Source organism: Streptomyces sp. NPDC093260, from assembly GCF_040683715.1.
In the GTDB taxonomy this organism is placed as follows: Bacteria; Actinomycetota; Actinomycetes; order Streptomycetales; family Streptomycetaceae; genus Streptomyces; species Streptomyces sennicomposti.
The window spans coordinates 45887-58730 of sequence record NZ_JBFBEK010000030.1 but is presented as its reverse complement, the minus strand read 5'-3'; the positions used below and the strand labels follow the sequence as shown (position 1 = coordinate 58730).

The 12844-nt window shown below is 70.3% G+C and carries 9 protein-coding genes and 2 pseudogenes; 4 read left to right on the top strand and 7 right to left on the bottom strand.

What is annotated here, in order from left to right; genetic code table 11:
- Window positions 1–13: 13 nt before the first annotated feature.
- From AB0N63_RS29640 to AB0N63_RS29610, 7 genes and pseudogenes are all read right to left on the bottom strand, one after another.
- Window positions 14–240, bottom strand: a pseudogene (locus tag AB0N63_RS29640) (IS5/IS1182 family transposase); the annotation flags it as partial.
- Window positions 237–722: pseudogene (locus AB0N63_RS29635) on the bottom strand (recombinase family protein). The pseudogenes AB0N63_RS29635 and AB0N63_RS29640, both read right to left, overlap by 4 nt.
- 75 nt (window positions 723–797) lie before the next feature.
- On the bottom strand, window positions 798–1799 hold the full coding sequence (locus AB0N63_RS29630; RefSeq protein WP_365533595.1) for a BtrH N-terminal domain-containing protein: 1002 nt from the start codon (window positions 1797–1799) through the stop codon (window positions 798–800).
- Window positions 1796–2602 carry a GyrI-like domain-containing protein gene (locus AB0N63_RS29625; RefSeq protein ID WP_365533592.1) on the bottom strand — a complete coding sequence of 269 codons (807 nt, stop codon included), beginning with the start codon at window positions 2600–2602 and terminating at the stop codon, window positions 1796–1798. The genes AB0N63_RS29630 and AB0N63_RS29625 overlap by 4 nt, the downstream gene beginning before the upstream one ends.
- A gap of 207 nt (window positions 2603–2809) precedes the next feature.
- On the bottom strand, window positions 2810–3088 hold the full coding sequence (locus AB0N63_RS29620) for a Tn3 family transposase (RefSeq protein WP_365533589.1): 279 nt from the start codon (window positions 3086–3088) through the stop codon (window positions 2810–2812).
- A 250-nt stretch (window positions 3089–3338) separates the two neighbouring features.
- Window positions 3339–4268 carry an SDR family NAD(P)-dependent oxidoreductase gene (locus AB0N63_RS29615; RefSeq protein WP_365533586.1) on the bottom strand — a complete coding sequence of 310 codons (930 nt, stop codon included), beginning with the start codon at window positions 4266–4268 and terminating at the stop codon, window positions 3339–3341.
- A 74-nt stretch (window positions 4269–4342) separates the two neighbouring features.
- A complete protein-coding gene (locus AB0N63_RS29610; protein WP_365533583.1) occupies window positions 4343–5230 on the bottom strand; it encodes an SDR family NAD(P)-dependent oxidoreductase in 888 nt (295 codons plus the stop codon).
- Window positions 5231–5300: 70 nt separating this feature from the next.
- On the opposite strand from AB0N63_RS29610, the gene AB0N63_RS29605 reads away from it, so the two are divergent.
- The 4 genes from AB0N63_RS29605 (at window position 5301) to ppdK (ending at window position 12312) form a co-directional block, all read left to right on the top strand.
- On the top strand, window positions 5301–6245 hold the full coding sequence (locus AB0N63_RS29605; protein WP_365533580.1) for a LysR family transcriptional regulator: 945 nt from the start codon (window positions 5301–5303) through the stop codon (window positions 6243–6245).
- 471 nt (window positions 6246–6716) lie between these two features.
- On the top strand, window positions 6717–7877 hold the full coding sequence (locus AB0N63_RS29600) for a pentapeptide repeat-containing protein (RefSeq protein WP_365533682.1): 1161 nt from the start codon (window positions 6717–6719) through the stop codon (window positions 7875–7877).
- A gap of 428 nt (window positions 7878–8305) precedes the next feature.
- The gene (locus AB0N63_RS29595; protein ID WP_365533577.1) at window positions 8306–9265 is read left to right on the top strand and encodes a ferritin family protein; all 960 of its coding nucleotides are present in this window, start codon (window positions 8306–8308) and stop codon (window positions 9263–9265) included.
- A 359-nt stretch (window positions 9266–9624) separates the two neighbouring features.
- Complete coding sequence (ppdK, locus tag AB0N63_RS29590; RefSeq protein WP_365533575.1) at window positions 9625–12312, top strand: pyruvate, phosphate dikinase; 2688 nt, start codon at window positions 9625–9627, stop codon at window positions 12310–12312.
- The last annotated feature ends 532 nt before the right edge of the window (window positions 12313–12844 follow it).

The following is a 12844-nucleotide window of genomic DNA, read 5'->3' as shown; positions in this document are numbered from 1 at the left end:
TCTGTCGCTTTGGTCAGCCTCGGGTCCAGATGAGGATGCCCACGGATGGAGTGCGGCCCGGTAGGCGACGGCGAGTTCGTCGGTTGGCGTGGCCAGGCCGCGCCACTGCTTGAGCCGGTTGATGCACCGCTCGACGGTGTTCTGCTGCTTGTAGACCTCACGGTCGAAGCCGGGTGGGCGGCCACCTTGTCGGCCCCGCCGCAGGCGGTGGCCGATCTGGTCGGAAGGCTGCGGGATCACCGGCCGGCCCGCGTGGCGCCACCTACACCTGCAACGACGCCCAGCAGCTCACCAGCAAGTCCGGAACCACCGGCTCCTTGTGGGAGTGGACCTGGCGCCAGGTCACGTCGGCCCTCGCGGGAGCCGCAGACGATCAGCTCGCGGATGAACTCGGCGAGCGCGGCAAAGACGTGGAAAATCAGGCGCCCGCCGGCGGTGGTGGTGTCCAGGCGCTCGTGCAGCGAGGTGAAGCCGATCTCGCGGCACCGCAGCTCGCCGACCATGTTCACCAGGTCCTTGAGCGAGCGGCCGTAGCGGTCGAGGGCGGGGACCACCAGAGCGTCGCCGGGCTACAGGAAGGCCTGGCACGCCCTCAACTCGGGCCGCAGGTCGTCCTCGCCGGACTTCTTGTCCGCGAAGATCCGGCGGCAGCCGGCCGTGGTGAGGGCGTCGATCTGGCGGTCGGGCTTCTGGCCGCCGGTGGACACCCGTGCGTAGCCGATGCGGATCTCGCTCCGGCGGGCAGGCTCGACGGCCTTCGATAAACGAAGGTTTCTTGAGGAGCTGTCAGGGCTGGGTCATGCCTGGGCCTCGTTCCCCAGGCGGCTCAGTGCTTCCATGGCCTCGCGCTCTATACGTGAGAGATCGCCGAGGACCGAGCCGGCCTGGATGAGGCACTGCGCATCACCCGATTCACCAGCCTTGTTGATCAGTGCTGCTACTTCCGCCCACAGGGTGGCGGCCTCGGTGTACAGCGTGTGGCCGGTACGTAGGTGGTTGCTGTCGAGCAGATCGGTGCATTGGGCGAGGAAGTCGCGATAGAGGTTGCGGAACAGGGCGCCACCGGTGCCGGCCTTCTCCATCAGCAGGGCGGTCTGTGGCAGGTCTCGCTGTGGGTTGTCGGTGCGCTGGAGCCAGGTGCGTACCAGCTTGCCGGCCTTCTCGATGCCGCGGTGGCCGAGGTTGGCGATGGGTGGGTTGAGGAAGGCGTCGGCGCAGGCGGTGATGGCGGGGACGATGTGTCCGTGAGGGGCGGGCAGGTTTCCCGGAGCGGCGAGGGTGAAGGACCGGTGCTTGGCGGTCATCGGACCGCGTGCAGCCCTGGCCCGGGCGAGGCTGGTCAGGCTGGTGGAGACGGCTCCGCCTTGCTGGTCGGTGTCCACGAGGTAGGCGTTGCGGTCGTCGTATCCGTACATGGCGACGACGTGGCCGCCGAAGTGGATCTTCGAGCCGGAGTAGTCCAGGTAGTAGCTGTCGAGCTGGAGTCCGACGGGGTGGCCGGCGTCGATGGAGGCCGCCACGTTGTCCCATGCTTTGCGCGGGGAGGTGGTCTCGTGAGTCAGGAGTTCCAGCCCGAGCGTGGTGGCCAGGTTGCCGGTGAGGTCGAAAGGCTTTACCCGTCCCCCGAGGAAGGGGAAGTCCATGTTCTTGCCGTCCCAGTAGATGAAGGACAGGCCGGAGCTGAGGCCGAACAGCATGGGTTCGGACAGATCAAGTCCTTGGTGCCGCAGCAGCACCCCCAGGGTTGTCGTCTCGCAGTGCTGGGTGCCGCGGGCGTCGATGTCTGTCATCGTGGTCATGCCGTGCTCTCCTGGACGGGGATGATCAGTCGGGTCATCAGTTCTTCTCGCGGTGCTTCCGCCGGTCCGACGAGATACGCCTCGCGTACGGGTGCTTGCGGGCGCAGTCCGCGCTCGTGGATGACGGCGAAAAGCGCGTGGTAGGCCAAGGGAAGTTGCCCGTAGGGCCCGATGTGCACGGTCTCGGCAACGAGTCCGCCGGGCAGCACTTCGAATTCCAGGCCAGGCACGCCTTCCCCCTGCAGGGTCTGTGCTCCGACGGCGATCTCCATCCGCTCTTCCAGGTCCAGCGGGTACAGCCCCCACAGCGGCGGCTCCCACGCGATTCCCGTCTCGCCGAGCACGGGCAGCAGCCGGCCTACACACTCCTCAACCCTGGTTCCGATCTCCGCAGGGGTGCAGACCGCTCGCACCACCGCCAACCGCCGCTCCGGCTCCTTGCCCAGGATCACCTCATAGCCGGGCAGACCTCCCTCTGCCAGCCGCTCCAGCATCTCCAGCCGGACCTGGTCCCTGCTGATCCGCCCGGCCAGCCGATCTCGCTCGGCGCGCAGGATCACTGCCCTGTGCTCGGGCCCGGCAGCCAGTGCCTGGGCGATCACGGCCAGGGGAAGATCCATCTCGCGCAGCAGGGCGATGGTCAGGGCATCACGCACCTGCTCGGGGGCGTAATAGCGGTAGCCAGAGCCCGCGTCCACGCGGATGGGGGCCAGCAGCCCCAAGTCGTCGTAGTGCCGTAGCTGCTTCACGCTGAGGCGGCACAGGCGGGCGAAGCGCCCGATGGTGAGAAGCTTCTCTTGCACGCCATCATGGTGGACTCTCCTACGGTGGGAGAGTCCAGCGCCGAGGCGATGGATCGGCTCGAGGACGCCCTGTGCGCTGCCGTCGATTCGGGCACAGCCTCCGGCAAGACACCATGGGGCAATGCTGAACTGACAGCGAGGGCGGGTGCACTTCTCGGGCAGCGAGACGGCGTACGGTCGGTTGGGTTTGCTGCCTGCCGACTACCGTCATGTTGCTGCGTCGTCGTCGCCGAGCATGCTGAAGCCGACGTCCGGGTGGGCGTCATAGGCGTCGGGGGTGAGGGCGAGTTCGTGAGTGGAGTACTCGCCGCACCACTTGATGTGCTCGGTCAGGCACGGGGAAATTCGGCCGAGGTCGAGCGGGTCGACCACCCGGCCCTCGGCCTGCAGTTCGCGTCCCACGTCGGCGATGTCGAGTGTGTCGTGGAAGATCACCAGGTTGGCCAGCAGCGAGGTGAAGAGCGGTCGCCGGCTGCCAGGCGGCACTTCCCCAGCTGAGGGAGTGTGCAGTACTACGTCACCGACACGGTGAGCGACGGCGCGGAAGAATCCATCGACGCGATCGCGCGGATCAGCTTCGACTCGCAGTCGGCGATGCGCGAGACGCTCGCGACCCGGGAGTACCAGGGGGCCCACGAGCTGCGCGGGGCCTACATGCGGGAGGCGCCCACCGGTGTCCATTCTGCGGTCCTGGAGCGACAGGTGCAGCTCGTCTGGCGGGGGATGGTTGTCCCGGTCAGGCGACGCCGGCGATCAGGTCCTGGGAGAGGTCCCACAGGCGCCGCGCGCCCGCCGGGTCAACAGCGTAGCGGGCGACACCGTGCAGCGAGCCGGAGCGGCGGTCGACGATCTCGGTCTCGTTGCAGTCGACGAAGTAGCGGCCGCCGATGCCTTCGAGCAGCGGCGAGGTGGCCAGGAGCACTGACGTGGCGGTGCCCTGTTCGACAGTCTTGATCAGCTCGGCGGGGACGCGGCCACTGCCCCGGCCGCCGGTGTGCCGCTGCAGGTTCGTGTAGATGGCGCCCGGCATCAGGGCGTTGGCGGTGATGTTGTCGTCGGCCCAGCGGCGGGTCGCCTCCACCGCGAACAGGACGTTGGCCGTCTTGGACTGTCCGTAGGCGAGCCACGGGCCGTAGGGGCGGAAGGCAAAGTTGACGTCGTCCCACACAATCGGTGACTGCTGGTGGCCGGTGGAACTCACCACGACGATGCGGGCGTCGCCGTCCGCGGCCAGCGCGCCGTGCAGGCCGGTGGCTAGGGCGAAATGGCCGAGGTGGTTGGTGGCGAACTGCCGTTCCCAGCCCTGCTCGGTGTACTGCTCGGGGCAGGCCATGACGCCCGCGTTGTTCACCAGTACGTGCAGCGGACCCTGCCAGGCGGCGGTGAAGGCCGTGATGGACGCGGGATCGGTCAGATCGAGGTGCACGGCGCGCACGTCTTGGTTGCCGGTCGATCCGGTGATGTCCTTGGTGACGCGTTCGCCCGCCGCCACGTCCCGCACGGCGAGGGTGACGGCCGCACCGGTGGCCGCAAGGGCGCGGGCCGTTTCCGCCCCGATGCCGGAGGAGGCACCGGTGACGATCGCGCGGCGGCCGGTGAGATCGATTCCTGACACGACCTCGCCGGCGGTGCTGGCGAAACCAAACGGGGTGGTGAGGGCGCTCACGAGGGGGCTCCTTGCTGAAAGGGCTGGATGGTGAAGCGGACAGAGTCGCTGCGGGCGGGCGGAAGGCGGTGCGGTCAGGGGATGAGCATCGCGTCCTGCTCGACTGGAGGCGTGCCGTCGTGCCAGGGCAGGACCTTGCCGAAGCGCACCAACTCGCCGTAGAGCGCGGGGTCGACGTGCTCGGCGAAGAGCAGATCGAGCACGGCCTCGGCGGCCCGGGCAGGAGGCTGGGCGTGGCTGTAGTCGCTGAACCACGGGCGCGAGGTTGCCGTGTCGACCATGCCGGGGCAGACGGCGGCGACGAGCGTGCCGTCTGCCAGGTCCCGGGCGCGGCGTTCGGCGGCGACGGCGCGCACGGCGGCGACCTGGGCCACCTTCGAGGGCACGTTGAGCCACAGCGGCCAGCCCGCCTCCTGCGCGTTCCTGTGGTGGATGGCGCTGCGCCACGACTCGACGGCGGACTCGACCTGGTCCAGGCTTGCGCCGTCGAACAAGTGGTGCAGCCGACCGTCGAGATGACCGAGGGTCCCCAGGCTGCTGGCCACGACGAGCAGGCGGCCGCCCGGGCGCAGCACGGAGCCGAAGGAGCGCAGGATCGCGTGGGTGGCGGTGTTGGAGACGTCGATGAACTCGTCGGCCCGCGCCGACTGCGACTCCTCGGGGAGCAGCCGGGTGACCGCGTTGGAGATGACGATGTCCACCCCTCCGTGGCGGACCCTCAGGTCCTCGACGAGACGGGCGATGGCCTCGGTGTCCGTGACGTCCAGGACCCGGCCCTCGACCCGGGCGCGGGTGGCGGACAGTTGAGCGACTTCCCGGGCGGCGTCCGCCACGCGCTGTTGACTGCGTCCGGTGAGCAGGACCAGGTCTTGCGGATCCATGCGGGCCGCGAGCCCCTCGACGACGGCCCGGCCGAGTCCCTGGTTGGCGCCCGTGACGAGGGCGATGCGTGAAGTGGTCATGCCTCCACGCTAGGAACCCGCCCTCCATGAGTCCAACGAGAGTTCAGAACAGCTAACATGCGTAAACGTCATGGACTTCACTGATGTGTCACTCACTGCGTTGCGCGTCCTGCGAGCTGTAGCCGAACAGGGAACCTTCACCGCGGCCGCGGCGTCGCTCGGCTACACCCAGTCCGCGGTCTCCCGGCAGATCGCCGCGATCGAGCGCGCGGCAGGCGCGGAGCTGCTGGAGCGGCGGCGCGACGGGGCCAGGCTCACGCCAGCCGGTCGCGTCGTCATGCGCCGCGCGACGATCGTGCTCGACGAGATCGCCGCGACCGCCAGGGAACTGTCGGGCCTGCCGGAGCAGACCGGAACGGTCCGGTTGGGATGGGTACCCAGCGTCGGCGCCGTGCTGCTGCCCCAGGCCCTTGCCGCACTGCGTGAAAGCGATCCGGGACTCGAGGTCGTCGGCCGCGAGGGCGGCACCCCGGCACTGGTCCGCGCGCTCCGGGCGGGCAGCTTGGATCTGGCCCTGCTCGCCTCGGCGCCACCGTTCCGCGCGCCGGACGCCGAGTCGCCTCCACTGTCCCTGCAGACACTCACCGAACGCCCTCTGCGCCTCGCCGTGCCCGCCACGCACCCTTTCGCCCGCGGCACCTACGTAGACGTGACCGATCTGCGGGGACAGCGCTGGATCGCCGGGCCCTCATCAGGAGAGGACCGCTTGATGGGCGTGTGGCCGGGCCTGGACGAGCGTCCCGACATCGCTTTCACCGCCCGCGACTGGCTGGCCAAGCTCCACCTGGTCGCCGCAGGGTGCGGGCTGACGACCCTTCCTGCCTCGCTCGTCTCCGCGGTACCTCCCGGCGTGCGGGTCCTCCTCGTCCGCGGCGGCCCGCAAGAACAGCGGCGCCTGCTCTTGGCCCGCTTGCCCGACCCGCCGACCCGGGCCGTGACACGTGTGGCCGCCGTCCTCCGCGCGACAGCACTCGACGCTCTCACTCCCCCTCCCCGCATGAGTGGTGCAGGGTAGCCCTCCGAGGCGGCCCTTGAGGCGCATCGGCCCGGAAGGCCTCGCCGCGGGGTTCAGTGCGGCATCGGCAGGCCTTCCAGAGGACGTCGTCGGTGTACCGGCGGCGGGCGTCGCGGTAGGCGTCCTGGACGGGGAGGTAGGACGGAGGCGTCCTCCTCCGGTGGAGCGGCTCGGCGATACCTCGGCGACCACGGCGGTTCGGTCGTGCATGCGGGCCGGCCGGACCACACCGCTGAACAGGGTGCGACCCTGCGGGTCACTGAAGGTGGTGGTCTTGATGATGTTCTGCTTCTTCTTGCCGGAGATGAACGCCGGGCGCGCGAGTTGCCGGACAGGGCAGGGTGGGGACAGGCCGTACGGGCCCCGGGCAAGCCTCGCGACTCACCCAACCCGTACGGCCGTTCTCATGTCACGGGCCGGTGGCACAGCACTCTTGATCGTCTTCTGAATGGCACCTAGGCTCTCATGTCCATGGAGACGGGGGAACCAGACCGCGGGCGGCGGGCATGGCACGACGGGCTGGTCAGGCGTCTTGCAGCCGCAGGTCTGCTGGCCGGGACCGGGCTGGTCGTTCTGGGCACGGTGTTCGTCGTACTGCCGGGGGTGGTGGTCGACCACGATCTCGCCGGGGCGAGCGTCGCCGCGCAGGATCGGCTGAAGGCGGTGAACGACGTCCGCACGACGCTTCTGCAGGTGGTCGGCGGCCTGGTCGTGCTCTTCGGCGCGTACGCCACCTGGCGGCAACTGCGGGTGAGTCAGGACGGTTTGCGCGCCACCCAGGAGGGCTACGTCACCGACCGATTCAGCCGGGCCGTCGACCAGCTCGGCAGCGACAAGCTGGATGTGCGCATCGGCGGGTTGCACGCGCTGTGGCGGATCGCGGAGCAGTCCGCCCGCGACCGCGAGGCCATCATCTCCATCCAGGCCGCGTACCTGCGTACACACCTGCCCTGGCCACCCGCCGGGCCGGAATCACCGGGGGCAGACGTGCCCATCAATGACCTCGCGCCCCTGGAGACCCGCGCCGCCGACGCCCAGGTGGCGCTGACCGCGCTCGGCGTGCTGTGCCAGCACCGGGAGCAGTCCTGGGTCAATCTCAGTATCACCGACTTGCGCCGGGCCGACTGCGACGGACTGTGGTTCCCCGAAGTCAACTTCGACCGCGCTTGCATGGAGGCGGCGGGCCTGTACCACGCCAATCTGACCCGGGCGTCACTGGTCTCGGTCAACCTGCGGCACGCCGACCTCACGACTGCGATTCTCCGGCGGGCTCGCTGCATCCTGGCCGACCTACGGGCCGCGAAGCTGGTCGAAACGGACTTGCGTGACGTCGACTTCACCGGGACCGACCTGCGCGAGGCAAACCTGCGTAAGGCCAACGCCCACGGCGCGGTCTTCCACCGCGCCGACCTCCGCATGGCCGACTTGCGCGGCACCGACTTGAGTACCGCCGACCTTGTCGAAGCACGCCTTACCGGCGCCCTGGCCAGCGAGCACACCCGCTGGCCCGCCGGCTTCGACCACACGGCCGCCGGAGTCGTCGACACCGATGACCCCGGACCCGAGCCCTCGCCCCTGCTTCAGCCGCCCGGGATGACGTGGCAGGCACCACCGCTGCGGTCCACTCCCTGACCAAGACGCGCCGGTCAAGACTACGGCGACCGCGATCCGCCTGACTGGGGTCACCTCTCCCCAGCGGCGTTTTGAACGCGCACAGGCCGCCGGGCAGATCCGGGAGCTGACATCGCTCCAGAGGTCGTAAGTCCGTCGCGGGCGATGCACGAAGCATCGCGTAGACAGCGGGCACGCACCGGCGGGTGCGGTCCGGCGGGGGTCTTCCTCGGCTGGCCACCGTGTGCGCCTCGCCGAGCGTGGACGCCCGGGCTCCGCCCGACCGCAGCCCGTTCGTCGTCAGCACCGCTCCGTGGACATCGTCGAGCACACGATTACTCTCTGTGTCCACTCGGACGGGTGATGTCAAGGGGCGCTGACATGGAGGTGCGGGTGGCATGAGGAGGGGCGCTCACACCCAAAAGGGTGCGCCCCGGAAGGAGGACACCGTGTTCCGCCATTCGACACGTATGTTCATAGCGGGTCTGTGCGCGCTGGCCGCAGCCGCGCCTGCGGCACCGGCTCTGGCCGGGGGCGCACCGCCCCCGGCGCCGCACACCGCCACCCGGGCTCTGCACACGCAGACGCTCACGGGCCTGGCCGCGGCGATGAAGGGTGAGGCGTACGCCTATGCCGCCTACAGCCTCTTCGCCGCCGAGGCCGACCGCCAGGGCCTGCCGGCCGTCGGGAGGCTCTTCCTCAGTACGGCGCAGACCGAACTGAACGAGCACCTGCGCGAGGCGGCCGCGATGGCTGGAACCGTCGGATCGAACGCGGCCAACCTGCGCCAGGCCATCAGCGGTGAGACCTACGAGCACCAGGTCATGTACCGCCGCTTCGCCGAACAGGCCCGCGCGGACGGGGACGTTCAGGCCGCGAATCTCTTCAGCGAGATCGCCGTGGACGAGGGACGTCACCGCGACGCCTTCCGCACCGCCCTCACGTCCACGACCACCGGCCGCGGCACCGTCCCCGCGCCCTGGAAGGCCGACGTGGTGTCGGTGCCCGCCGGACTGCCGAAGGTGAAGGCAGCCCGCACCAAGGCCAACCTGGACACCGCCCTGCACGGCGAGGCGCTCGCCCACGCCAAGTACATGCTCTTCGCCGCCCACGCCCGGCAGACCGGCAACACCGCGCTGGCCCGCCTGTGGGAGGGCACCGCCGCAGTCGAACTGCACGAGCACCTCGCCGGCGAGGCGGTCCTGGCCGGCCTGGTCCACACGACAAAGACGGACCTGCGCACGGCCGTCGCCGGGGAGCACAACGAGGCCACCACCGTGTACCCGACATTCGCCGAGCGCGCCACCGCCGTCGGCGACACCGCGGCCGCCCGCTACTTCCGCGACACCGCCGCCGACGAGGCCAGGCACGCCGCCGCCTTCCAGAAGGCGCTCGACAGGCTGCACTGACCGCCCCGGCCGACCCGGAAGACCGCGGTCCGCGTCACACGAGGCAGTCCGGTCCGCCCGACCCCCGTCGGCCGGACCGGACACGGCGCCCAAGGACGCTGGGCCGAGCTCAGGACCGCTGGTGCGCGCCCGGCCGGAGTGGGGGTCGTCGAAGCCGCGCGCACCATGCACTGACGAGGTCAAGGAACGCGTCGAGCGGGACCAGCCGTCCAAGACGGTCTCCCGACGTCAGAACCGGCCGGCTCTCGGCACTCATGGGGCCGGTCGGCCCACCGCGCGGGACGGAGGACACCTGCCCCGGCGCGCCGCTCCCCTTCAGGCTGGGAGGTACCGAGAGCCAAGAGCCGAGGAGCGGCGTCATGGTCCACTACGTGTACGACTTCCAGGACGGTGGCCGTGACCTGGCCGGCCTGCTCGGCGGCAAGGGCGCGAACCTGGCGGAGATGACCCGGCTGGGGCTGCCCGTCCCGCCGGGGTTCATCGTCTCCACCGAAGCCTGCCGCGCGTTCCTGGCCACCGGCGAGGAACCGGAGGGCCTGTCGGCGGAGGTCTCCCGGCATCTCTCGGCACTGGAGACGGGTGCCGGGCGGCTCCTCGGGCAGGGGGACGATCCGCTGCTGGTGTCCGTCCGCTCCGGGGCTCGTTTCTCCATGCCCGGCATGATGGAGACGATCCTCGACATCGGTCTCAACGACGACTCCGTGCTCGGCCTGGCCAAGGTGTCCGGCAACGAGCGCTTCGCCTGGGACTCCTACCGCCGGCTCGTCCAGATGTACGGCAGCACGGTGATGGGAGTCGACGCGGCCCTGTTCGACGAGGCCATGACCCTGCTGAAGGACGCCCGCGAAGCCCCCGACGACCTCCATCTCGACGCGAGCGACCTCGCATGGCTGGTGGAAACGTACAAGAACCTGATCCGGGACGAGACCGGCCATGACTTCCCTCAGTCTCCCGCCCGGCAGCTCCATCGGGCGATCCTCGCCGTGTTCGGGTCCTGGAACGCCGAACGCGCCGTGCTGTACCGGCGGCGCGAGCACATCCCGGACGATCTGGGAACGGCCGTCACGGTGCAGCGTATGGTGTTCGGCAACCTCGGCCACGACTCGGGCAGCGGCGTCGCCTTCACCCGTGACCCGGCGACCGGGCGCCCCGGCCTGTACGGCGACTACCTGCCGAGCGCCCAGGGCGAGGATGTCGTGTCGGGTGTGCGGGACGCCGCGCCGCTGGCCGAGCTGGAGCAGCTGGACCCGCACTCGTACCGGCAGCTGCGCGATCACGCACAGACGTTGGAGCGGCATTACCGCGACTTGTGCGACATCGAGTTCACCATCGAGCGCGGAACGCTGTGGATGCTGCAGACCCGGGTGGGCAAGCGCACGGCCGACGCCGCCTTCGCGATCGCCGCCCAGCTGGTGCAGGAAGGTCTCATCGGTTCCGACGAGGGCCTGGCGCGGGTGAGCGGTGAGGGGTTGGCCCGGCTGATGTTCCCGCGCTTCGACTCCGCCGCCACCGGTGAGGCGCTTGCCCGCGGTGTGCCGGCTTCGCCGGGCGCCGCGGTGGGCGCTGTCGTGTTCGACTCCGCGGAGGCCGTACGACGTGCCGCGGCCGGCGAGAAGGCGGTCCTGGTCTGCGAGGAGACGACGCCCGACGACCTGCCCGGGATGGTGGCCGCGCAGGCGGTGCTGACCGGCCGGGGCGGCAAGACCAGCCACGCGGCGGTCGTCGCCCGGGGCATGGGCAAGGTCTGCGTGTGCGGGGCGCGGGACATCACGGTCAACGCGGAGGCGCGGCGTTTCACCGCCCGTGACGGCCTGGTCGTCCCGGAGGGAACCGTCGTCTCGGTCGACGGTTCCACCGGTGACGTGTTCCTCGGGGCAGTCCCGTTGGTCGCGTCGGCGACCATGCGCTACCTGGAAAGCGGTGAACAGGCCGACAGCGTGGTCTCCGCGGTTGCCGGGGCGCTGGTCCACGCTGACTCGGTTCGGCGGTTGGAGGTGCGGGCCAACGCCGACACCCCCGAAGACGCTGCCCGGGCCCGGAAGTTCGGGGCCCAGGGGATCGGGCTGTGCCGCACCGAGCACATGTTCCTCGGCGAGCGGCGCAAGCTGGTCGAGGAGATGATCCTCGCCCGTACGGATGCCGACCGGGACCGCGCGCTGGTGGCTCTGCTGCCGCTTCAGCGGCGCGACTTCGCGGGCATCCTGGAGGCGATGGACGGCTTCCCGGTCACCATCCGGCTACTGGATCCGCCGCTGCACGAGTTCCTGCCCGACCGCACCGACCTGGCCGTCCGCATCGCCGCCGCCGAGGCCGCGGGCGGGCAACCGGACACATACGACGTGGAGTTGCTGGCAGCGGTGAACCGGATGCATGAGGAGAACCCGATGCTCGGCCTGCGGGGCGTGCGGCTCGGCCTGGTGGTTCCGGGACTGGTCGCGATGCAGGTGCGGGCGATCGCCGAGGCGGTCGTCGAGCGCACCCGAGCGGGTGGCTCCCCCCATGCGGAGGTCATGGTGCCGCTCGTCGGAGCCGTCGAGGAACTGCGGCTCGCCCGCGAGGAGGTGGCCCGCGTTCTGGCCCAGGTCGGTGAGGAGACCGGCACCCCCGTCCACTGTCCGGTCGGCACGATGATCGAACTGCCCCGGGCGGCGCTCACGGCCGGCCGGATCGCCGAGGAGGCCGAGTTCTTCTCCTTCGGCACCAACGACCTCACCCAGACCACGTGGGGCTTCTCCCGCGACGACGTGGAGGCCGCGTTCTTCTCGGCCTACTTGGACAAGGGCGTCTTCGCCGCCTCGCCGTTCGAGACGCTCGACCGGGAGGGGGTCGGCCGACTGGTCCACATCGCCGTCGACGAGGGTCGCGCTGCCCGACCGGACCTGGAGACCGGCGTCTGCGGCGAGCACGGCGGCGACCCGCGGTCCATCCACTTCTTCCACGATGTCGGCCTGGACTACGTCTCCTGCTCGCCATTCCGGGTTCCGGTGGCCCGTCTCGAGGCGGGCCGGGCGGCACTGACGGACATGGACACGAGTGACAGCAGGTGACAGAGGCCCACGGTCCCTTCACCGGCATGGACCCGACCGGCAGCGGAAGAGAGGCACGTCATGGCAGCCGGTGAGACGCGAGCACATCGGCGCGTCGAGGTACGCCCAGCTGGTGACCGACCCGGTCGAACCGGAACGCATCCGTGGCCTGCTGCAGCCCCGGGCGCCGACGGAACCTCTGGACCAAGCGGTGCGCATCCGCCCCGAGCTGGTCAACGGCGTCCTCCTCACGAAGACGGACGCACAGCGACGAGGACGGACGCACAGCGAAGACAGCCGGCTGACGTGCGCTGACGTGCCTGGCTGACCGGCCCGTGGCAGGGCGGCCTCGGTACGGCAACGGGGTGTGCCGAACTCCCATCGCTGCCACGCTCCCGGCGACTGGGACGCCTGCGCTCGGAGCCCAACAGGGGACCATCGGCCCTCCCAGTACGCGATCCAGGACCGGGCGGCCCTGCACCGAGCCCCATCGGCCCCTGTGAGCATGCCCCGGCCGGAGTCACCGTCGAAGCAGGCACAACGACGAGGAGGT

Bases quoted from the DNA above. Each gene is read 5' to 3' on its own strand.
- AB0N63_RS29630 (WP_365533595.1), bottom strand. From the start codon at position 1,799: ATGACCACGATGACAGACATCGACGCCCGCGGCACCCAGCACTGCGAG.
- AB0N63_RS29610 (WP_365533583.1), bottom strand. From the start codon at position 5,230: ATGACCACTTCACGCATCGCCCTCGTCACGGGCGCCAACCAGGGACTC.
- AB0N63_RS29605 (WP_365533580.1), top strand. From the start codon at position 5,301: ATGGACTTCACTGATGTGTCACTCACTGCGTTGCGCGTCCTGCGAGCT.
- AB0N63_RS29600 (WP_365533682.1), top strand. From the start codon at position 6,717: ATGGAGACGGGGGAACCAGACCGCGGGCGGCGGGCATGGCACGACGGG.
- ppdK (WP_365533575.1), top strand. From the start codon at position 9,625: ATGGTCCACTACGTGTACGACTTCCAGGACGGTGGCCGTGACCTGGCC.